Consider the following 21,234-nt stretch of genomic DNA (forward strand, 5'->3'; position numbering starts at 1 on the left):
GATCCATGACCAAGGAACTTGGCGTCGGCATCATCGGATGCGGCAACATCTCCACCACCTATTTCAAGCTTGCTCCCCTTTTCAGGGGCATCAAGGTCATTGCCTGCGCGGACATCAATCCGGCGGCGGCTGAAGCGCGCGCGACTGAGTATGGCGTCGAAGCCCAGAGCATCGAGGCGCTTCTGGCCAATCCGGATGTCGACATCGTCGTCAACCTGACCATCCCTGATGCGCATTTCCCGGTATCAAAGAGCATTCTCGAGGCCGGCAAACACGTCTACTCGGAAAAGCCGCTGGTGCTGTCGCTCGCCCAGGGCGAGGAGCTGCGCGCTATCGCCAAGGCCAAGGGGCTGACGGTCGGTTGCGCCCCCGATACATTCCTTGGCGGTGCGCACCAGCTTGCCCGCAGCTACATCGACGCCGGCAAGATCGGCCGCGTCACGTCGGGCACCTGCCATGTGCTCAGCCCGGGCATGGAGATGTGGCATCCGAACCCGGATTTCTTCTTCCTGCCGGGCGGCGGTCCGATCCTCGATCTCGGGCCTTACTACATTGCCAACCTGATCAACCTCATCGGCCCGGTGAAGCGCGTCGCGGCGCTGTCGTCCATGGCCAACCCCACGCGCACGATCACCAGCGAGCCGCGCAACGGCGAGGTCATTCCGGTGAAGACGCCGACCAACATCCATGCGCTGCTGGAGTTCCAGAACGGCGCGACGATCACGCTGTCGGCGAGCTGGGATGTCTGGTCGCATCGCCACGCCAACATGGAGCTTTACGGTACGGAAGGCTCGATCTTCGTGCCCGATCCCAACTTCTTCGGCGGCAAGGTGGAAGCAAGCGGCCGCGACAAGGATATCCAGCCGCTCGAAATGTGGGATCATCCTTTTGCCGTCGAAAACCAGGAACACCCGCAGGGCCCGATGGCGAACTACCGCACTGCCGGCCTTGCCGACATGGCGATCGCCATTCTCGAAGGCCGCGATGCCCGCTGCTCGCTCGACCGGGCGCTGCACGGCGTCGACGTGATGGTATCGATCCTGAAGTCGGGCGAGGAAGGGCGGTTCATCGAACTGTCGACCACCTGCACCCAGCCGGCCGCGCTCGGGATCGAGGAGGCGCGGGCGCTGCTCATCGAGCCGCTGGAAGAAATATCGGGAAATCGTGCCGCTGCTGCTTCATAGCCGCGCCGGACCAGTTTAGACGTTTGTGAACAGGGGTTTCCGCAGCCGCGGAAACCTTTCTCATTTGCAGGATGGCGGACACTTGTCGCCATCGGGACCTGCTCGCGGAGGAATTGCGATGACCTGGCAGCCGGCGGAAAACCGCTACGACACCATGAAGTACAACCGCGTCGGACGGTCCGGCCTGAAGCTGCCGGCGATCTCGCTCGGGCTATGGCACAATTTCGGCGGCGACACGCCGCATGATCGCAAGATCGACATGTGCCGCACCGCCTTCGATCTCGGCATCACCCATTTCGACCTCGCCAACAATTATGGCCCGCCTCCGGGATCCGCCGAAACCGCCTTCGGCGAGATCATGCGCACGGACTTCGCGCATCTGCGCGGCGAGCTGATCATCTCGTCCAAGGCCGGCTACGACATGTGGCCGGGTCCCTATGGCGAGTGGGGCAGCCGCAAGTATCTGATCGCGTCCTGCGACCAGAGCCTGAAGCGCATGGGCCTCGACTATGTCGATATCTTCTACTCGCACCGCTTCGATCCGGATACGCCACTGGAGGAAACCTGCGGCGCCCTCGACCATATCGTGCGGTCCGGCCGGGCGCTTTATGTCGGCATCTCCTCCTACAACTCGCAGCGCACCCGCGAGGCGGCCGCGATCCTGAAGGACCTTGGCACGCCCTGCCTGATCCACCAGCCGAGCTATTCCATGCTCAATCGCTGGATCGAGGACGACGGCCTCGTCCACACGCTCGAAGATCTCGGCATCGGCTCGATCGTCTTCTCGCCGCTCGCCCAGGGCATGCTGACGACGAAGTATCTCGGCGGCATTCCGCAGGATAGCCGCGCGGCGCAGAACCACTTCCTCAAGAAGGATTTCATCCGTCCTGAGATCATCGACAACATCCGCAAGCTGAACGGTATTGCCGAAAAGCGCGGCCAGACGCTGGCGCAGATGGCGCTCGCCTGGGTGCTGCGCGGCGGGCGCATCACCTCGGCGCTGATCGGCGCCAGCCGCTCCGAGCAGATCGTCGATTGCGTCAAGGCGCTAGACAATGACTCGTTCACGGCGGAGGAACTGGCCGAGATCGACCTTTATGCGCGCGAGGCCGACGTCAATCTCTGGGCCTCTTCGGCCGAGCGCTGAGTTTGGCTGAAAACATTGATTTGCCTTGATTTTAGGCAAAGAACACAGCTTTCCGGCGCATTAGACAAAAGTCGAATAGGCGCCGGAAGGCGCCTTCTGGACATGGACCAGCGAGCGTGTAAGGTGCGCTCCTGCCGATGGTTTACGGGGCTGCTTTGCTGCTCTCGCCACGGTGGAAAGAGGAGGAGAGGGACCAATCGACTGTCCGTTGCGGCAGCGGGTCTCATTGGACGCGGCGCAGCGTCTGCTGCGCCGGAGTCTGCCCCGGCGGAATAGGGAGGAACCATGGATCGCCGTTCATTCATCAAAAACGCAAGCCTCGGTGGTCTGGCTGCGGCCGGCGCATCCGCGCTTGCCTCGCCGGCCATTGCGCAGGCAAACCCGAAAATCAACTGGCGCCTCGCCTCGTCGTTCCCGAAGTCGCTCGACACGATCTACGGCGGCGGCGAAGTGCTGGCCAAACACGTCTCCGAAGCGACCGACGGCAATTTCCAGATCCAGGTCTTCGCTGCCGGTGAAATCGTGCCCGGCCTGCAGGCCGCTGACGCGGCTGCGGCCGGTACGGTCGAAGCCTGCCACACGGTCGCCTACTACTACTGGGGCAAGGACCCGACCTGGGCGCTCGGCGCTGCCGTTCCCTTCGCGCTCAATGCGCGCGGCATGAACGCCTGGCACTATCATGGCGGCGGCATCGATCTCTTCAACGAATTCCTCGGAACCCAGGGCCTCGTCGGCTTCCCCAACGGCAACACCGGCGTGCAGATGGGCGGTTGGTTCCGCAAGGAGATCAAGACGGTTGCCGACATGCAGGGCCTGAAGATGCGCATCGGCGGCTTCGCCGGCAAGGTGGTCGAAAAGCTGGGCGTCGTGCCGCAGCAGATCGCCGGCGGCGATATCTATCCGGCGCTGGAAAAGGGCACGATCGACGCTGCCGAGTGGGTCGGACCCTATGACGACGAGAAGCTCGGCTTCTACAAGGTCGCGCCGTACTACTACTATCCCGGCTGGTGGGAAGGTGGCCCGACGGTCCATGCCATGTTCAACAAGGCGGCCTTCGACGGCCTGCCGAAGAACTACCAGTCGCTGCTGCGCACCGCCTGCCAGGCGACCGACGCGAACATGCTGCAGAAGTACGACTACCTGAACCCGTCGGCGATCAAGCGGCTTGTCGCCTCCGGTGCGAAGCTCAGCCCGTTCAGCGCGGAAATCCTTTCGGCCTGCTTCGACAAGGCGAACGAAGTCTACGGCGAAATGGAAGACTCGAACCCGAACTTCAAAAAGATCTGGGACTCGATCAAGGCTTTCCGGGGCGAGTACTACCTGAACGCCCAGATCGCCGAATACAACTACGACACCTTCATGATGATCCAGCAGCGGGGCGGCAAGCTCTAAGCTTGCACCCGCCAAGGGTGCTTTCCATCCCTGATGGAAAGCGGCACCAACTGAAATGAAAGCCGCTCGCAACCTCGGTTGCGGGCGGCTTTTTGCTTCCTGCTACCGGCGGGATACGGTCTCTTGTTTTCGTGGTAGGGTTGCTGCCTCAACGCTCGAGCAGGAGGATGCCATGGCGAGCGAAAGCCAATCGATCGTGCTCGGGCCGGATGGCGGCCGGCGCTACGACATGGGCGCGATACAGGCCGTCTTCAAAGCCGACGGCCCGGAAACCCAAGGCCGGTTCTCAATCTCCGAATGGTGGGTCGAGGCGCGGCATGAAGGGCCGGGGGCGCACAAGCACGACGACAATGACGAGATCTTCTACGTGATCGAGGGGGCCGCCAGCATCCTGGTCGGCGACGCCTGGCACCAGATGGCGAAGGGATCGATCTGCGTCATCCCGCGCGGAACCATGCACGACTTCCGTAACGCGAGCACGTCCCGCATGGGCCTGCTCAACGTTTTCGTGGGGGGCCCATTTGAGGAAATGATGCCTGCCATCGTCGACTGGTATTGCGACAATCCGGCCAAGCGGCTGGACTGATGCGGGTTGCCCTGTCTACTGAATGTCTCCTTAAATCGTCGCCGATTTAGGGACAAAACATGCAGCCATTCAATGGTCGCTGTCGGTCGGGTGGGGCCGGAAAGAAAGACGGGCGGCCCTTTGTGAGGCCGCCCGATGCTGGTGTCACTTGAACGATGGTGGCTGACTGAGATCGTTCGCAGGCGGCGTTTGCGTGCCGCCATTTGGGTCCGCGGGCTTCTGGTCGAGCGGACTGCCGCCCGGAAGCTGGAGGCCGCCGGGAAGGCCCAGGCCGCCGCCATTGTCGGGCAGGGTGAGCCCGCCGCCGCCGGCCCCGAAGCCGGGCACCTCGATCTTGATCGTGTTCGGATCGATGACCTCGCCGCTTCCCTTGTAGTGCATGACCATCTGCGGGAACATGATCGTCAGCGCCACCATCAGGAGCTGGATGCCGACAAAGGGCACGGCGCCCCAGTAGATCTGGCCGGTGGTCACCGGTTGGATCTTCTTGCCGGTGATCTTGTCCAGATAGGGCACCCTGGCTGCGACCGAGCGCAGATAGAAGAGCGCGAAGCCGAAGGGCGGGTGCATGAAGCTCGTCTGCATGTTGATGCCGAGCAGCACGCCGAACCAGATGAGGTCGATGCCGAGCTTGTCGGCGGCCGGCGCCAAGAGCGGCACGATGATGAAGGCGAGCTCGAAGAAATCCAGGAAGAAGGCCAGGAAGAAGACGAGGACGTTGACGGTGATGAGGAAGCCGGTCTCGCCGCCCGGCATCGCCGTCAGCAGGTGTTCGACCCATATGTGGCCGTTGACCCCGTAGAAGGTGAGCGAGAAGACGCGCGCACCGATCAGGATGAACAGCACGAAAGCTGAAAGCCGGGTGGTCGCCGTCAGCGCGCCGCGTACGACATCCATGGTGAGGCGACCCTTGGCCGCGGCCATGATCAGTGCTCCGACAGCGCCCATGGCGCCGCCTTCCGTCGGCGTGGCAATGCCGAGGAAGATGGTGCCGAGTACGAGGAAGATCAGGGCCAGCGGCGGGATCAGCACGATGATGACCTGCTGGGCCAGCCGCGACATCGCGTTGATCTTGAACCCGCGATCGAGCAGCGCGACGACATAGATGAAGGCCACACCCACTGTTCCGCCGAGGATGTCGGCGTTCTCGCCCTGGGTCGGAGAGAGATAGACATGGGCGGCATAGGCGATGCCCGCCGCGACGGCGAGGGCAATGAACAGCGAGGTCACACCCGAGCCGAGCGTGCGCGCCTCCAGCGGCAGGGCCGGCATGGAGTCCCGCTTGAGGACCGTCATGATCAGGATATAGATCATGTAGAGGCCGGTCAGCACCAGGCCGGGGATGAGAGCGCCGGCATACATGTCGCCGACCGAGCGGCCGAGCTGGTCGGCAAGAACGATCAGCACCAGCGACGGCGGAATGATCTGGGCGAGCGTGCCGGATGCGGCGATGACGCCCGAGGCGACCTTCCGGTCGTAGCCGTAGCGCAGCATGATCGGTAGCGAGATCAGGCCCATGGCGATGACCGAAGCGGCGACGACGCCGGTGGTGGCTGCAAGCAGCGCACCGACGAAGATGACCGCATAGGCGAGACCGCCGCGGATCGGGCCGAAGAGCTGGCCGATCGTGTCGAGCAGGTCTTCCGCCATGCCCGATTTTTCGAGCACGATTCCCATGAAGGTGAAGAAGGGGATGGCAAGCAATGTGTCGTTCGACATCACCCCCCAGAACCGGTCGGGAAGTGCATTGAGCAATGGCCAGGACAGATTGATCGAATCCGACAGCGGAGCCAGTTCCACGCCGATGATGAAGAACAGGAGGCCGTTGGCAGCGAGCGAGAAGGCGACGGGATAGCCCAAGAGCAGGAACACGATCAGCGAGACGAACATGATCGGTGCCAGGTTTTCAGCAATGAATTCGATCATGGACGGGCCTCCGGGGACACGACGTCATCAAGCGGCGCATGGGTCGGCACGTAAGGTGTCGGGTCCTCCATGTTGCCGGTCATGATCGCGATTTTCTTGATGATCTCCGACACGCCCTGGAAAGCGAGCAGCAGGAAGCCGAAGAGCAGGATGGCCTTTGCCGGCCAGATGATCAGGCCGCCGGCGCTGGAAGAGACTTCGCCCGAGGCGTAGGACATCGTCACATAGGGGACGAGGTAATAGAGCATCAGCAGGACGAAGGGCATCAGGAAGAGGAGGTGCCCGAGAAGATCGATCCAGTGCTGTACGCGGCGCGAGAACTGGCCGTAGACCACGTCGATGCGGATATGTTCGTTCTGGCTGAGCGTATAGGCGGCCGCGAACATGAAGGCGGCCCCGAACAGATACCACTGCGCCTCGAGCCAGGCGTTCGACGACATGTTGAACATTTTCCGGATGACGGCATTACCGGCGCTGACAAGCACAGCGATCAGAATGAGCCAGGACACCGATTTGCCGATGAACTCGGTAATCGTGTCTATGAGTCGGCTGAAGCCGAGTAACGCTTTCATCGATTTCCTCCCCGCAGTGGCTGTTTTGGTTTTTGTGCCAAGCACAGGCAGAGTGCCGATTTCAAGCCCGCGTTCAAGTCCGAGGCCCGGTTTTCCCTGTTAGTTCCGCGACCCCAGACTAAAGTCGAATAGAGCTGTCTGGCGATTGCCCAAACATTGGGCACAACAGGGCATCGCCCAGTATCGCCAATCGGTTTCACTTGCAGACGCAAAGGGCGGTGACGGCGATACTGCGGGAATCACGCATGCGGCGGCGGCTGTCGGCCCATCGACTGCAACGTTGCAGTCTTGAAAAAGGCGATGGTTTGGGGCTGGATGCGGCCGACAAACGGAGGAGCCCTCGGTATGACCGCCCTGATTCGCAACCCGATCCTGCCGGGCTTCAACCCTGACCCGTCCATCTGCCGGGTCGGCGACGACTACTACATCGCCACGTCCACATTCGAGTGGTACCCGGGCGTGCAGATTCACCATTCGCGCGACCTGGTGAACTGGCGGCTGGTGCGCCGGCCGCTGGAGCGGGCAAGCCAGCTCGACATGCGCGGCAACCCCGACAGCTGCGGCGTCTGGGCGCCGTGCCTGTCCTATGACGACGGCCTGTTCTTTCTTGTCTATACCGACGTCAAGCGCTTCGACGGCAACTTCAAGGACGCGCACAACTACATCGTCACGGCAGAGGCGGTCGAGGCGGTCTGGTCCGATCCGGTCTATGTCAATTCCTCGGGCTTCGACCCGTCGCTGTTCCATGACGACGACGGTCGCAAGTGGTTCCTCAACATGCAGTGGAACCATCGCAGCGAGAGTTTTGGCGGCTCGCCGAAGCACCCGGCCTTTGACGGCATCCTTCTGCAGGAATGGGACGAGCGCACGCGCAAGCTCACCGGACCGGTGAAGAACATCTTTGCCGGCTCGCCGCTCGGCCTGGTCGAAGGACCGCACCTCTTCAAGCGCAATGGCTGGTACTACCTGACGACGGCGGAAGGCGGCACCGGATACGATCATGCCGTGACCATGGCACGGTCGCGCACGATCGACGGTCCATACGAGATGCATCCGGATACCTACCTGATCACGTCCAAGGATCAACCGGATGCGCCGTTGCAGCGGGCGGGTCACGGGCAATATGTCGAGACCCCGGACGGGCAGGCCTATCACACGCATCTCTGCGGCCGGCCGCTGCGACCTCAGCGTCGCTGCACGCTTGGCCGCGAGACGGCACTGCAGAAGTGCGTCTGGCGCGACGACGGCTGGCTCTATCTCGAAAACGGTGGGCCGGTTCCCGCGATCACGGTTGCAGCCCCGGGCCCGGTCGAGGCCGTGGCGGTGCGGCGGGTGGTCGAGACCGACTTCGATGAAAGGGCGTTGCCCGGCGAGTTCCAGTGGCTGCGCACGCCGCTGCCGGAGCGGATCTTTTCGCTGGAAAGGCGGGCAGGGCATCTGAGGCTCTTTGGCCGCGAAAGCATCGGCAGCTGGTTCGAGCAGGCGCTCGTCGCTCGCCGGCAGGAACATCATTCTTTCCGTGCTGAAACCACCGTCGAATTCGCGCCTGAGACCTATCAGCAGGTGGCCGGGCTGACGCACTATTACAACCGCCACAAGTTCCATGCGCTGGGCGTGACCTGGCACGAGACGCTTGGGCGGGCGCTGACGATCCTGTCCTGCCCGGGCGACTTCCCGCATGGCCGGCTGCAATTTCCTGTCGGAAGCGGCGTCGCCGTGCCGGACGGGCCGATCGGGCTTGCCATGGAGGTCCGCGACAATGATCTGCAGTTTTTCTGGCGACCGGCCGGCGTGGGCGACTGGCAGGCGATCGGCCCGGTTCTCGACGCCGGTGTGGTGTCGGACGAGGGCGGCCGCGGCGAACACGGATCCTTCACCGGCGCCTTCGCCGGCATGTTCGCCTTCGACACATCAGGCTCGGGACAGGCGGCCGACTTCGACCTATTCCGTTACGTCAGCCTTTCGAAGTGAGAACGTCATTTTGTAAGGAGACGCTTATAAGTATGGAATATCATTACGCATTTGTAATGTAGCGTTTCATTTTCGGTTCAGGAAGTCGGGCCTATTTTCGGGGTGCAAATAACGAAAGGATACCCCGATGAAACGCCTCCTGACCGCTCTGGTCGCCAGCTCCTTCCTGATCACGCCGGTAGCGGCCTTTGCCCAGCCGGCAGGTTCCTTCGAGGTAGCGCAGAACCATGACCGCTATCAGCGCCGGCCGGTCGATCGTCACATGGACCGGAACGGGGAGCGGCACGGCAACAAGCACGTGACCATCGAAAAGCGCGTCATCGTCAAGAAGAAGGAACGCTGGACCCGCGGCCATCGCCTCAGCCCCGCCGAGCGCCGCCACATGGCGCAGGTGCGCGATTATCGCCGCTACAAGCTGCGCCAGCCGCCGCGCGGCCAGCAGTGGGTTCGCGTCGACAACGACTTTCTGCTGATCAGCCTAGCGACCGGCGTCATCGTCGGCCTGGTGTCCGCGCACTAAAACACGACTGGGGCAGCCTTTCGGGCTGCCCCTTCGGCGTTCCTTACACTGTCGTTCGGCGCATCGGCGAGACGTCCGCGCCTTCGGTTCGATCCCGCTCGCCGAAAAGCAGTCGCTCCAGCGGACCGACCGGCATGAGAACTTCTTCCACCTCATCCTGTCCGTCGAAGAACGGGTCGAACATCGGCACCGGCCTGCCGGCCGCGTTAAGGCCCATGCAGGTGAAGCGCGGCCGACGCGGCCCTTGTCCCGCCGCCGCCATCAGGCCGCCCGCTGCGACCAGCTCGCGAAGGGATCCGGCAGGTCCCGCCAGCGGTCCGGCCGGAAGCTGGTGTCATCGATTAGGCAGGCGTCGAGTTCGGCCGTCAGCAGGGCTTGATCCATCGGGTCGGCGCCGATGAAGACGATCTCCTGGCGGCGGTCGCCCCAGACGGGATCGATATAGGGACCGACGGCCTTCAGGAAGCCCGGGTCGCGTGGCCATTGTTCCCTAGGCACGGCCGCCCACCACAGGCCCATCTTCGAGGTTCTGACCAACGGCCCGGCCTGGCTCAACTCGCCGACATGATAGGGCCGCGTCGCCAGCCAGAAAAAGCCCTTGGCGCGCACCACGCCCTGCCAGGAGCGATTGAGAAACGCCTGGAACCGGGTGGGGTCGAACGGCCGGCGGGCCTCATAGACGAAGGAGCGGATGCCGTATTCCTCGGTTTCCGGAATATGATCCTTGAAGCCATGCAGCTCCTTGTACCAGAGCGGGTGCTGCTCGGCCCTGGCAAGGTCGAAACGGCCGGTGCCGAGCACCTCGCGCAGTTCGACCTGGCCGAAATCCGCCTCGATCAGCCGCGCGTCCGGGTTCAGTCCGACGATGATCTTCAGCGCCGCATCGCGCTGCTCGGGCGTCGCCGTGCCGATCTTGTTGAGCACGACGACATCGGCAAACTCGATCTGCTCGACCAAGAGGTCGACCAATGTGCGCGTATCGCCTTCGCCTGCCGTCTCGCCGCGATCGGCAAGGAAATCGAGCGAGGAATAGTCCGCGAGCAGATTGGCGGCGTCGACCACCGTAACCATGGTGTCGAGCCGGGCGACATCGGCAAGGCTCTCGCCATTCTCATCGCGAAAATCGAAGGTGGTGGCAACGGGCAGGGGCTCGGAAATGCCGCTCGATTCGATCAAGAGATAGTCGAACCGGTTCTGTTCGGCGAGGTCACGGACTTCGCGCAAGAGATCGTCGCGCAGCGTGCAACAGATGCAGCCATTGGTCATTTCGACAAGCTGCTCTTCGGTGCGCGACAGGTTGGCGCCGCTGTCGCGGATCAGCGCGGCATCGATATTGATCTCGCTCATGTCGTTGACGATGACGGCAACGCGCAGGCCGTCGCGATTGGTCAGCACATGGTTGAGCAGCGTCGTCTTGCCAGCGCCGAGGAAGCCGGACAGCACGGTAACGGGAAGCTTTTCCATCATTGTTTCCTGCATGTTATACCATTACATTTTCGTCGAATTTAAAAGGCGAGCGCGAACGCCCGCCTGGACAATCCCTTAGCTGGGGGGGCCGGCGTTTCAATTGGCCCCGAGGCTCTGGCATCTCGCGCCGTTTCTGCCTCGACCGGTCTCAGTCATCGGTTTGCCTCCTCCTCTAGTCGCTCCCGGATCAGGTCTCCCGCTTCGTCATCCTCCCGCTTGACCTCTCCTCCCGTCATCCTCGGGCTTGACCCGAGGATCCAACTGTGAGGCGCCGTACGAGGAGGCATGCTGGATGCTCGGGTCAAGCCCGAGCATGACCGAGCGAGGGGGAGCACGGCCGCCCACCCTAGCCGCATTGGGAGGACGGCCTTGCCGCCTTGGGAGGACGGATCAGCTTGCCGAGGCGAGGCAGGTCTTGAGCGATGTGCCGATGTTTTCCATCAGCTGGAAGTAGAGGTCCGGGCCTGCGTCGAGTGTCGCCGCTTCCGGATCGAGCGTGCCGGATTTCGCCGGCGTGCCTTCGATCACCACATTGATCAGCTTCGGTTCGAACTGCGGTTCGGCAAAGACGCAGGTTGCGCCCAGTTCCTTGATCTTGGCGTGAATCTGCGAGAGCCGCTCGGCGCCAGGCAAAACCTCCGGGCTGACCGTGATCGAGCCGGCAACCCGCACCTGGTAGCGGTGCTCGAAGTACTGGTAGGCATCGTGGAAGACGATGAACGGCTTGTCCTTCACCGGCGCGAGGGTGGTCGTCAGGCTCTTGTCGAGCGCGTCGAGGCGCTGGTTGAACTTGTCGAGGTTCGCCTTGTAGGCGGCGGCATTGTCCGGGTCGGCCTTGGTGAGCGTCTTTTCAATCTCGGCTGCCATCGCCTTGGCGTTCTGCGGATCGAGCCACATGTGCATGTCGAAGCCGTCGTGATCATGATCGTGCCCCTCGTGCGCGTGATCATCGGCGGTAGCGGCTTCGGGTGCTGCGGCATGGTCGTGTTCTGCTTCGCCCTCCGTGTGCTTGTGCCCTTCTTCCCCGTGACCAGCGTCGGTATGGGCTTCGCCTTCATGGCCTTCGTCGCCATCATCATGCGCCTCGAAGGCGCCGCCTTCGCGGAATTTCAGCTTCTCAAGTCCAGGCGCCTCGCCGAGCTCCACCACCTTGGCGCCGCCGCTGAGCGCATCGAGCGGCTTGTCCAGAAAAGCTTCGAGCCCGGGGCCGACCCAGAAGACCACCTTGGCCGCCTGAAGTGCTGCGGCATTGGAGGGTTTCATGTTGTAGGTATGCGGGGAGGCGGCACCCTCGACGATCAGCGACGGCTCGCCGACGCCCTGCATGATCGAAGCGACGAGCGAGTGGACAGGCTTGATCGAAGCCACGACATTGGGACCAGCCGCCGCAACGGGCGAAGACAAGAGGATAGTGGAGGCAAAGAGCAGGGCGGAAGTCAATTTCATCGGTTTCTCCGGGCTTGAATGTCACGCAATCCCCTGAACCGAATGTGTTTTTCGGCCAGGGACAGGCGCAGTTCGGACATCTAAAACGCCGAGCGCACGTCCGGTTGAACGTGTGGACGTTTTAATGTAATGTTATTACATCAATTGCGTTATGCTATAACGTGTGCGATAGCCAGTGGCAACCGCCAATCCGGAATTTTTTGATGTTGAATTTCCGATCCCCAGAAACGACACCGCTGGTCCGGCTGAACGATGCCGGCGTCAGCCGCAACGGCCGCTGGCTGGTGCGCGGCGTCGAATTTTCGATCAGCCCCGGTGAGATCGTCACCCTGATTGGCCCCAACGGCTCGGGCAAATCGACGACGGCCAAGACCGCGATCGGCGTGCTGAAGGCCGACGAGGGCTATGTTGAGCGCAAACCAGGCCTGAAGGTCGGCTACGTCCCGCAGAAGCTGTCGGTCGACTGGACGCTGCCCTTGACGGTCGAGCGGCTGATGACGCTGACCGGACCTCTGAAGGGCCGGGAGATCGAGGAGGCGTTGTCGGCGACCGGGGTTTTGCATCTCGCCAAAGCCGAGGTGCAGCACCTGTCGGGCGGCGAATTCCAGCGGGCTCTCTTGGCGCGGGCGATCGCCCGCAAGCCGGACCTGCTGGTGCTCGACGAGCCGGTGCAGGGCGTCGACTTCAGCGGCGAGATCGCGCTCTACGAACTGATCAAGCAGATCCGTAATCGCACCGGCTGCGGCATTCTGCTGATCTCGCACGATCTGCATATCGTCATGGCGGAGACCGACACGGTTGTCTGCCTCAATGGCCATGTCTGCTGCCGCGGCACGCCGCAGGCGGTCAGCCAGAGCCCGGAGTACCAGAAGCTTTTCGGCCGCCGCGCCGCCGGCGCGCTTGCGGTCTACAGCCACAATCACGACCACACCCACCTGCCTGACGGTCGCGTGCTGCATGCGGACGGCTCGATCACCGAGCATTGCTACCCCGGCGACGGCCATCACCACGACGAGGACGACAACGTGCACGACCATGGCGAGGATTGCGGCTGCGGCCACCATACCCGCCTGCATGGCTTTGAACTGAAGGAGAAGCGCGATGCTTGACGATTTCTTCGTCCGGGCGCTGATCGCCGGCATCGGTATCGCCGTCATGGCCGGGCCGCTCGGCTGCTTCGTGATCTGGCGGCGCATGGCCTATTTCGGCGATACCATGGCGCATTCGGCGCTGCTCGGCGTCGCCCTGTCCTTGCTTCTCGACCTCAACCTGATGGTGGCGGTGTTCATCGTTGCGGCTGCCGTGTCGGTATTGCTGCTCTTTCTGCAGCGGCGCGGGGCGCTGTCGACCGATGCGCTGCTCGGCATCCTGTCGCATTCGGCGCTGTCGATCGGCCTCGTCATCGTCGCCTTCATGACCTGGGTGCGCATCGATCTCGTCGGCTTTCTCTTCGGCGACATTCTTGCGGTGTCGGAGGCCGACATCGACATCATCTGGGGTGGCGGCATCCTTGTGATCTTCGCCATCGTCTATCTCTGGCGGCCGCTGCTTGCGTCCACGGTCAATCCGGAGCTCGCCGAGGCCGAGGGCATGAGGCCGGAGCGGGCGCGGCTGTTGTTCATGCTCTTGATGGCGCTGGTGATCGCCATCGCCATGAAGATCGTCGGCATCCTGCTGATCACCTCGCTGTTGATCATCCCGGCGGCCACGGCCCGGCGCTTTGCGACATCCCCCGAGGTGATGGCGGTTCTGGCCTCGGTGATCGGCGCGTTTGCCGTGACCGGTGGACTTTTCGGCTCGCTGCACTGGGATACGCCATCGGGACCGTCTATCGTGGTTGCCGCACTTGCGCTTTTCGTCCTGAGTCTGCTGCCGATCGGGCGGCGCCGGTTGGAGACAGCGTCTCATTCCACGCCTGGAGGGCATCACTGATGGCGACCCCGCAACTGACCAAGAACCAGACGATGGTGATGGATGCGCTCAGCCATTCCGAAGGCCCGATGAGCGCCTACACCATTCTCGACAAGCTGCGCGATCAGGGTTTTCGCGCGCCGCTGCAGGTCTATCGCGCGCTCGACAAGCTGCTCGAATACGGCCTCGTGCACCGGCTCGAAAGCCTCAACGCCTTCGTCGCCTGCACGTGCCCGCACGAGCATGAGCAAGACCACGGGGTAACAGCCTTCACGATCTGCGAAGGTTGCGGGCAGGTGACCGAATTCCACGACACTGCGATCGAGCAGCGGTTGTCGGCGCTGACGCGCGCCCAGAACTTCAAGACGGAAAAGACCACCATCGAGATCCGCGGCCATTGCCAGAGCTGCGCCTGACAGGCCGCTGATGCGGAGCAGAGGGGCTTGGCGTGCACGAGAGCATGCGCGCAGGCCGGCTTTGGATATTCCCTTAAACAGCGTCACATCTGACGCGCGGCGCGTTCAGTCGAGCTTCGTCAGCTGCATCGCATAACGCTGCCAGTTCTTGACGTAGTGGCTGGCCGAGCGTTTCAAGCCTTCGACCGCGGCATCGTCCAGCACGCGGATCGCCTTGGCGGGCGCACCGACGATCAGCGAATTATCGGGGAATTCCTTGCCCTCGGTCACCAGCGCGTTGGCGCCGACCAGGCAGTTGCGGCCGATCTTCGCGCCGTTCAGCACCGTTGCGCCCATGCCGATCAGCGAGTTGTCGCCGATGGTGCAGCCATGGATAATCGCGCCGTGGCCGATGGTGCAGCCTTCTCCAATGGTCACGGGAAAGCCGGGGTCGACGTGGATCACGGTGTTTTCCTGAATGTTGGTGCGGGCGCCGAGCCGGATCGGCTCGTTGTCGCCGCGCAGCGTCGCGCCAAACCAGATGCCGACATCCTCGCCGATCTCGACCTGGCCGATGACGTTGGCGTCTGGCGCCACCCAGTAGCTGCCCTCGGGCGGGGTTTGTGGGCGCAGTGGTCCAAGGGCGTAGAGCGGCATCGAGCGATCCTTGTGGCCAGAGCATTTCCAGGAAAAGTGCGTAGCGGTTTTCCGCGGGGAAATGCGTCAAGGGCGGTTAGAGCATTTCCAGGAAAAGTGCGTAGCGGTTTTCCGTAGGAAATGGATCGAAACAAGCGAAAGGGCGCTTCCATGACACCGTCTAGAACGAAAGCGGAAGCGCTCCGATTTTAGAGAACAGTGACGGCAAGGGCTGCGACACCGTCGACGCCGCAGGTTACCGTGTCGCCGCGAACCACAGGGCCGACGCCCGAAGGGGTCCCGGTCATGATGATATCACCGGGGGCGAGGGTAAACAGCCGCGAAAGCTCCGAGATGACTTCGGGTATCTTCCAGATCATCTGGTCGAGATCGCCGTGCTGGCGCAGCTCGCCATTGACCTTCAGCCAGATATTGCCGTTGACGGGGTGGCCGATCGCTTCGACCGGCACGATTTCGGAAACGGGGGCCGAATGCTCGAAGGCCTTGGCGGCCGCCCACGGCTTGCCGGCCTTCTTGGCTTCGGCCTGCAGGTCGCGGCGGGTGAAGTCGATGCCGACGGCATAGCCATAGACGCAATCGAGCGCCTGTTCGACCGGGATGTCGGCGCCGCCGCGCTTCAAGGCGACAACCAGCTCGACCTCGTGATGCACATCCGTCGTGCGCGGCGGGTAGGGGAAGGCCCTGTCGGCCACCAGCAGATTATCCGGGTTCTTCTGGAAGAAGAACGGCGGCTCGCGGTCCGGGTCGTGACCCATCTCGATGGCGTGGGCCGCATAGTTGCGGCCCACGCAATAAACCCGGCGCACCGGAAAACCCACGAGGCTGCCGGCGATCGGCAGCAGGACGGGTGGCGAAAGTGGAATGATTGTTTGCATGATGGTCCGGCTGTTTCGAATCCCAGCCGGACGTTAACACCCTGTTCGGGTGCTGCAAGGGTTTATCTCAGGCGCAGCAGGCGTAGGCCTGCAACTGGTCGCGCGTGAGAAACCGGCCGTCGGACCGAGAGTTCAGTTCCGGATGGCTGTATTCTAGGCTTGGTACTTGAAGTTCCAGGGCTTGTCGCACGGTCATGATGCCGACATCGCGACGGTCGCCGTCGCGCTTCACACTGACTTCAACGATGCGATAGAGATTCTGCTCGCTCATGATATCTCTCCCGTTTTCGTTGTCCCTTGTCCGGGACATTATGCTTTTCCCTTAATGGAATTGAGGCGCTTCGAAATTGGTTTTTATGAGGCACCTCACGATATAGCGGAGAGAAATGAACGCTTCACGACAGAAATCGGGCCATTTCCGGGAAATTTGCGAGCGATTTGAAGATGGTGCACCTAAACGGCGCGCTACCTCAATCACCGAACCCCATGTGCAGGCTCTGTCCGGGCGCGCGGTCGCGCCGCCACAAGTCATTTCTCTCAAAAGGCGCCAGACGCCAATCGAAACAACATCCAGCGTGCTCTTCGCATGCTGGCGGCAAGAGGCGAGTGCAGAGGCACCCGGCCCGGGCGGCAAACCCTCTCAGTGGGCTTTCAGTTCGGCTTCGCGTGCGGCAGAGATAAACAGCGATCGCGCTTCTTCGACCGTGCGGCGGCCGTCGATCGCAGCGCGGCAGGCGCTGCGGGCGGCGACATAACTCGGTCCGCGGCGCGGCCACTGGTCGGCAAGGCAGGCGAGCGCGTCTGAAGGGCCTTTGACGGTGCGAACGTCTCCGGTCACGAGATCGAGTTCGATCGGCTGGTTCCAGATGATTTGATGCATGCGTCTCCTCCTCGAGATCATCTCAATGAATGTCGGCATTGCGACCGCTTGCGACAGGGCTCCTCCCACGCGGCAAGCGGTCAATCGTGCTAATGTAACGCAGGATAACGCTTTTGTAAGCAGCTTTTGAGGGTGTGCTTTGCTGCGGCGCAACCTCTAGCTCCTGACTCTAGGAAGAGGTCGATGTCTCCGCCGGCAGGCGTGAGGCGAACCAGCGGCCAACGACGAGCAGCAACTGCTCATTTGTCGTGCCTGCCAGATATTCGTCGATCAGCATGCGCGCATGCCGGCGGGCGTGCTCGCTGTCGCGCGGCCAGTGATGTTCGGCGCAGATATTGTCGAAAACGCGCTGCAGCGTGTCGATGTCCGGCTGCGACAGCGCAATACATTGTGTCGAGCGCAAAGGGTTCACGTCTGTCTCCCCCGGCACCCAAGTCCCGGTGCCCGACGAACTATGCCACAACGCCCTATAATTGAACCCCTGGGGAATGAGGGGTTCCCGGAGCAGGTCGGAAGCGGAAAGCGCCGGCGTTGGCCCGCCGGGTCACCCGGGACCGCGACGTCTTTGGTGTCTCAGGCCGGTCCGACGCCTGCCACCTTGGTCTGGCGTCCGCCTTCCTCGATCCTGACATAGTCGGGTCCGATCTGCGCGAACTGGTCGCAGCGCCTGCCACCATCCTCGAATGTGATGCAGACCTCGTCGCCTGCGATCGTGTAGGTTCCGCCGTCGCGCACTTCGTAGTCGCGGTAGCCATAGCGGCCGTCGGCAAAGTAGGAGGAGACGACGCCATTGATCGTGTAGCGCAGCGACTTGCCGACGATGAGGGCCTGAAGATCGGCTCCGGAGAGCGTCGGCACGGAGGGGGGCTTCGGCTTTGCAATCTCCTGGTCCTCGAGCGCCATCGACTGGCAACCCGCGAGCTGGAGAGTGAGGAGTGCCACGATCGCACGTTTCATACCGTCTTCCCTTGTTCCTGCCTTCTGTATCGATACAGGGACGCTGGCCTAATCGCCCGTGACGCTGCCTGTCAACCCGGTGATATTTGCATAGGTCGGTTTGCGCCGCCCGGCTACGCGTGAATTCGTTTCTGTGCCGCACGTCGAGCGGTGTCAGCCGCCTTGCGGCGTCGCTTCAATAGTGCGGAGTTCGCAAGCGCCGGGTGGCCAGTCCGGCCATCTCGTGCTATGGGGCTGCGGGCGGCGCCCGACCCGACACCAATTGGGTGCATTCGTTTCAATGCCGTCCTCCTGGATTGCTACAAAATCGGCCGCTCTGCACCTATCTGACAGGGACGGCAGCACGAAGGTCGAACTCGCGCGCTCGCCGCGCACCGATCGGTTATGAGAGACTTGCCTGATATGGCCGAAATTTTGCGCAACAGCCGCTATTTCAAAAGCCCGGTCTTTGCCGTGGCGCCTATGATCGATTGGACCGATCGGCACTACCGCTTTTTCGCGCGCCGGCTTACGCGGCATGCGCTGCTCTATACCGAGATGATCGTTGCCGATGCGATCCTGCGCGGTGATCGCGGCAAGCTGCTTGGCCATGACGTCTCGGAGCATCCGCTGGCGCTGCAGCTTGGCGGCAACGATCCGCGCAAGATGGCGGAAGCCGCGCGCATTGCCGAAGAGTGCGGCTATGACGAGATCAATATGAATGTCGGCTGCCCGTCGGACCGGGTGCAATCCGGCACGTTCGGCGCCTGCCTGATGCAGGAGCCCGGCGTGGTGGCGGAATGCGTGGCGGCGATGAAGGCAGCGGTCAAGATTCCGGTGACGGTAAAATGCCGCATCGGCGTCGACGAGCAGGATCCGGAAGTGGCGCTGCGGGATCTGGTGTCGCGCGTGACCGACGCCGGCACGGACGCCGTCTGGGTGCATGCCCGCAAGGCCTGGCTGCAGGGGCTGTCGCCAAAGGAAAACCGCGACATCCCGCCGCTCGACTACGACCTCGTGCATCGTTTGAAGGCGGAAAATCCCAATCTTTTCATCGGCCTCAACGGCGGACTTCAGACTTTGAGTCAGTCTCTTGCGGAGCTGAAACACCTCGACGGCGTGATGCTCGGCCGCGCCGCCTATCATGACAGTGCCATGCTGTCGGCGGTCGATGGCGTCTTCGCCCATCCGCTGACCGATGCACCGGCACTCGTCCGCGACGGCGCCGATTTTTCAGAGCGCGGCCACCGGCTCGACCTCGCCTTCTGGGCAGAACTGCGCGACGCGATGGCCGATTATGCTGCCGGCCATATTGCCGCCGGCGGGCGGCTGGCCCATGTCACGCGGCATATGGTCGGGCTGTTCCAGGGCTGGCCGGGTGCGCGGCGCTATCGCCAGATCCTGTCGTCCGACGCCACTCGGCCAGGCGCGGGGCCGGAGGTCATTCACGCGGCCTTCGACGCCGTGTTCGAGGCGGCCGCGGCAAAGCAGGCGGCTGAGTAGGTCCGAGTTCGTCTCAGAAACAGTCGCTGTTCCCCCACCATCCCGTGCCTGTCACAGGGGCAGTGGCGGTGCGTGTGAAGGACGGGAAGCTCCGACGGGGCATCTTCGCTGTCATCCTCGGCCTTGAGCCGAGGATCCATGCCCGGCCGGCAGATCCGGTGCAGGCCAAAGGGTCTCATTGGCGCTGTAGGTGGCCCGGCCAGCGTGCTGGAGCACGTCCGACGCGAACCAACGGCACAAACGAAAACGGCGCCCCCTGGGGAGCGCCGCTTCCAAAAAGTTCAGTCGGACGATCCGGCTTACGAAGCCTGGATGTTGACGGCCTTCGGGCCCTTGCCCATGCGGTCAGCTTCGGTGTCGAACGTGACAACCTGGCCGTCCTTCAGCGTAGCAAGGCCAGCGGCCTGTACAGCGGAGATGTGGACGAAAACGTCCTTAGCGCCGCCGTCCGGCGTGATGAAACCAAAACCCTTGTCCTGGTTGAAGAATTTTACGGTGCCCTTAGTGGCCATGGAAGAAGTCCTTTTCCTTCAGTCTTAAAGCTATACCCGCGCCCCCGGGGGGATGTGGGTGTGTCGTCTTCCGCATACAAGCGGATAGGCGTCGAGTAGTCACGATAACGGGGAAAGAACGTCCATTTGCCGCTTCCGGCCGGCCCGGCAAGCCGGGCACAAAAGAGAAAGTCCAGTCTCCGGGATTGAAAACGCCCGAACGGTAGCAGCAGTGACAGTATTTGCACAAAAACGCAAGAGCCATTCGCGCGGCTTATTTCGGGAAAATGTGGCGCCAACCACAGCATTCTCAGGGGTTTTAGACTTCGGTCCGCGTCGAGGGCTGCCGCTCGGCAAAGCGGACCGCGGAGCCGGCCCGACCGCAAGTCGGTTTTCGGGGGCGGGCCAGAGTGCGTTGCCCTGCATTGTCGAAAACGCCCATCGGCGATCGCCGCTCGGGCCGCGACACGAATTCACCACCATCGACCCCGCATGGAAAAATCGGGGACGGCCCGGTTCTGACCACAATTTCGTCCCGGCCACGGCCGAACGTGCGCGCCGCTTCGGGCGGGCGTTGACACAGCGAACCCGGCAGCGTGCGGTGCTGATCGCCATCACATCGCATCAGCACTTGAACAAGTTTGGGATAACGCGCAGGCTTTACCGGTGATTGGTTCCGGTCTTCGGATGCGTGCGTTAGGTCAGGCGGAGAAATCGGAATGCGAGACGAACAGGGGGCAGCGTGATCGATCCCTACGAGATGCTTGGCGTGGACCGCGACGCGAACGACCAGGCTATCCGCACGGCCTATCGCAAGGCAGCCAAGGCGGCTCATCCCGACTCGGGCGGCGATGCCGAGCAGTTTGCCCGGCTGCAGGCGGTCTATGATCTCCTGAAGGACCCGGTGCGCCGCAAGGTCTTTGACGACACCGGCTACGACCCGCAGCTCGCCGAGCCGCGCGACCTCAAGGGCCTGATGATGCTGGAGACGCTGGTCAACGACTTCATCCTCGACGAGCGCGAACCCGGCAGCTTCGACCCCGTTGCCGCCATGCGCCGCAAGCTTTCCGACGATATCGTCAAAAGCCGCTTCCACATCCTCGAGCTGGAGCGTCACCGCGCCCGCGTGCGCAAACACCTCGACCGCCTCGGCCGCCGGCCGGAGACCGACGTGCTTGGCTCGATGCTGCGCGCCCGCTCACGCTCGATCGCCGAAGCGATCAAGACGACCGAAGAGCAGATCAAGACCATCGAACAGGCCTATGAAATGCTGGAGGGCTATTCCTACGAGTTGGAGGCGCTGGAGGCAAAGGCGCACGCGGCGGAGTAGGGCAGCTCGCATCTTGCGGCAGGAGAGGCGCTACAGCGCCGCGCG

The 21,234-nt window shown here is 62.8% G+C and carries 23 protein-coding genes; 11 read left to right on the forward strand and 12 right to left on the reverse strand.

Translation table 11 applies throughout. The features are described 5' to 3' along the window. Window positions 1-5: 5 nt before the first annotated feature. The 4 genes from BC363_RS25325 to BC363_RS25340 all read left to right on the forward strand — a co-directional run bounded on the left by BC363_RS25325 (window position 6) and on the right by BC363_RS25340 (window position 4,309). Entirely contained in the window at window positions 6-1,184 is a 1,179-nt protein-coding gene (locus tag BC363_RS25325) for a Gfo/Idh/MocA family oxidoreductase (RefSeq protein WP_065779884.1), read from the forward strand. A 118-nt stretch (window positions 1,185-1,302) separates the two neighbouring features. Continuing rightward, a complete protein-coding gene (gene mgrA / locus BC363_RS25330; protein WP_065779886.1) occupies window positions 1,303-2,331 on the forward strand; it encodes an L-glyceraldehyde 3-phosphate reductase in 1,029 nt (342 codons plus the stop codon). Window positions 2,332-2,616: 285 nt separating this feature from the next. Then, a complete protein-coding gene (locus BC363_RS25335; protein WP_065779888.1) occupies window positions 2,617-3,723 on the forward strand; it encodes a TRAP transporter substrate-binding protein in 1,107 nt (368 codons plus the stop codon). Between the two features lie 172 nt (window positions 3,724-3,895). Then, the gene (locus tag BC363_RS25340; protein ID WP_065779890.1) at window positions 3,896-4,309 is read left to right on the forward strand and encodes a cupin domain-containing protein; all 414 of its coding nucleotides are present in this window, start codon (window positions 3,896-3,898) and stop codon (window positions 4,307-4,309) included. Window positions 4,310-4,453: 144 nt separating this feature from the next. On the opposite strand, the gene BC363_RS25345 is transcribed toward BC363_RS25340, so the two are convergent. Next, the gene (locus tag BC363_RS25345) at window positions 4,454-6,235 is read right to left on the reverse strand and encodes a TRAP transporter large permease subunit (protein WP_065779892.1); all 1,782 of its coding nucleotides are present in this window, start codon (window positions 6,233-6,235) and stop codon (window positions 4,454-4,456) included. Further along, the gene (locus tag BC363_RS25350) at window positions 6,232-6,807 is read right to left on the reverse strand and encodes a TRAP transporter small permease subunit (protein WP_065779894.1); all 576 of its coding nucleotides are present in this window, start codon (window positions 6,805-6,807) and stop codon (window positions 6,232-6,234) included. The genes BC363_RS25345 and BC363_RS25350 overlap by 4 nt, the downstream gene beginning before the upstream one ends. Before the next feature lie 345 nt (window positions 6,808-7,152). Here BC363_RS25350 and BC363_RS25355 point away from each other — a divergent pair, with 345 nt between their 5' ends. After that, the gene (locus BC363_RS25355) at window positions 7,153-8,778 is read left to right on the forward strand and encodes a glycoside hydrolase family 43 protein (protein ID WP_065779896.1); all 1,626 of its coding nucleotides are present in this window, start codon (window positions 7,153-7,155) and stop codon (window positions 8,776-8,778) included. Window positions 8,779-8,905: 127 nt separating this feature from the next. Beyond that, a complete protein-coding gene (locus BC363_RS25360; RefSeq protein ID WP_065779898.1) occupies window positions 8,906-9,298 on the forward strand; it encodes an RcnB family protein in 393 nt (130 codons plus the stop codon). A gap of 43 nt (window positions 9,299-9,341) precedes the next feature. Here the strand turns inward: BC363_RS25360 and BC363_RS34750 are convergent, their stop codons facing one another. The 3 genes from BC363_RS34750 to znuA all read right to left on the reverse strand — a co-directional run bounded on the left by BC363_RS34750 (window position 9,342) and on the right by znuA (window position 12,211). Further along, entirely contained in the window at window positions 9,342-9,560 is a 219-nt protein-coding gene (locus tag BC363_RS34750; protein ID WP_139110053.1) for a hypothetical protein, read from the reverse strand. Further along, window positions 9,560-10,765 (reverse strand): GTP-binding protein, encoded by a 1,206-nt coding sequence (locus BC363_RS25365; RefSeq protein WP_065780334.1) that lies wholly within the window; start codon window positions 10,763-10,765, stop codon window positions 9,560-9,562. The genes BC363_RS34750 and BC363_RS25365 overlap by 1 nt, the downstream gene beginning before the upstream one ends. Before the next feature lie 390 nt (window positions 10,766-11,155). Next, window positions 11,156-12,211, reverse strand: a complete 1,056-nt coding sequence (gene znuA, locus BC363_RS25370) for a zinc ABC transporter substrate-binding protein ZnuA (protein WP_065779900.1) — start codon at window positions 12,209-12,211, stop codon at window positions 11,156-11,158. 203 nt (window positions 12,212-12,414) lie between these two features. Between znuA and BC363_RS25375 the strand changes: the two genes are divergently transcribed. From BC363_RS25375 to BC363_RS25385, 3 genes are read left to right on the forward strand one after another with little or no spacing between them, the layout of a single operon-like run. Beyond that, on the forward strand, window positions 12,415-13,320 hold the full coding sequence (locus BC363_RS25375) for an ATP-binding cassette domain-containing protein (protein WP_065779902.1): 906 nt from the start codon (window positions 12,415-12,417) through the stop codon (window positions 13,318-13,320). Further along, window positions 13,313-14,143 carry a zinc ABC transporter permease subunit ZnuB gene (gene znuB / locus BC363_RS25380; protein WP_065779904.1) on the forward strand — a complete coding sequence of 277 codons (831 nt, stop codon included), beginning with the start codon at window positions 13,313-13,315 and terminating at the stop codon, window positions 14,141-14,143. The genes BC363_RS25375 and znuB overlap by 8 nt, the downstream gene beginning before the upstream one ends. Next, on the forward strand, window positions 14,143-14,538 hold the full coding sequence (locus BC363_RS25385) for a Fur family transcriptional regulator (RefSeq protein ID WP_065779906.1): 396 nt from the start codon (window positions 14,143-14,145) through the stop codon (window positions 14,536-14,538). The genes znuB and BC363_RS25385 overlap by 1 nt, the downstream gene beginning before the upstream one ends. Before the next feature lie 105 nt (window positions 14,539-14,643). On the opposite strand, the gene BC363_RS25390 is transcribed toward BC363_RS25385, so the two are convergent. From BC363_RS25390 to BC363_RS25415, 6 genes are all read right to left on the reverse strand, one after another. Beyond that, window positions 14,644-15,174, reverse strand: coding sequence for a gamma carbonic anhydrase family protein (locus tag BC363_RS25390; protein ID WP_065779908.1), 531 nt, complete (start codon window positions 15,172-15,174; stop codon window positions 14,644-14,646). Between the two features lie 188 nt (window positions 15,175-15,362). Further along, window positions 15,363-16,049: a fumarylacetoacetate hydrolase family protein gene (locus BC363_RS25395; RefSeq protein ID WP_065779910.1), complete on the reverse strand. Its 687-nt coding sequence runs from the start codon at window positions 16,047-16,049 to the stop codon at window positions 15,363-15,365. Window positions 16,050-16,116: 67 nt separating this feature from the next. Next, the gene (locus BC363_RS25400) at window positions 16,117-16,320 is read right to left on the reverse strand and encodes a hypothetical protein (RefSeq protein ID WP_063934152.1); all 204 of its coding nucleotides are present in this window, start codon (window positions 16,318-16,320) and stop codon (window positions 16,117-16,119) included. 369 nt (window positions 16,321-16,689) lie between these two features. Further along, the gene (locus BC363_RS25405) at window positions 16,690-16,929 is read right to left on the reverse strand and encodes a DUF982 domain-containing protein (RefSeq protein ID WP_053251758.1); all 240 of its coding nucleotides are present in this window, start codon (window positions 16,927-16,929) and stop codon (window positions 16,690-16,692) included. A gap of 169 nt (window positions 16,930-17,098) precedes the next feature. Further along, window positions 17,099-17,341 carry a hypothetical protein gene (locus BC363_RS25410; protein WP_202618617.1) on the reverse strand — a complete coding sequence of 81 codons (243 nt, stop codon included), beginning with the start codon at window positions 17,339-17,341 and terminating at the stop codon, window positions 17,099-17,101. A gap of 161 nt (window positions 17,342-17,502) precedes the next feature. Continuing rightward, entirely contained in the window at window positions 17,503-17,886 is a 384-nt protein-coding gene (locus BC363_RS25415; RefSeq protein ID WP_065779913.1) for a hypothetical protein, read from the reverse strand. Between the two features lie 402 nt (window positions 17,887-18,288). On the opposite strand from BC363_RS25415, the gene dusA reads away from it, so the two are divergent. Beyond that, the gene (gene dusA / locus BC363_RS25420) at window positions 18,289-19,368 is read left to right on the forward strand and encodes a tRNA dihydrouridine(20/20a) synthase DusA (RefSeq protein WP_065779915.1); all 1,080 of its coding nucleotides are present in this window, start codon (window positions 18,289-18,291) and stop codon (window positions 19,366-19,368) included. A gap of 299 nt (window positions 19,369-19,667) precedes the next feature. Here dusA and BC363_RS25425 read toward each other — a convergent pair whose 3' ends face one another. After that, window positions 19,668-19,880, reverse strand: a complete 213-nt coding sequence (locus tag BC363_RS25425) for a cold-shock protein (RefSeq protein WP_025427309.1) — start codon at window positions 19,878-19,880, stop codon at window positions 19,668-19,670. A gap of 739 nt (window positions 19,881-20,619) precedes the next feature. On the opposite strand from BC363_RS25425, the gene BC363_RS25430 reads away from it, so the two are divergent. Next, a complete protein-coding gene (locus BC363_RS25430; RefSeq protein ID WP_141690438.1) occupies window positions 20,620-21,189 on the forward strand; it encodes a J domain-containing protein in 570 nt (189 codons plus the stop codon). The last annotated feature ends 45 nt before the right edge of the window (window positions 21,190-21,234 follow it).

This window comes from Ensifer sp. LC384, from assembly GCF_001695865.1.
Classification (GTDB): Bacteria; Pseudomonadota; Alphaproteobacteria; order Rhizobiales; family Rhizobiaceae; genus Ensifer.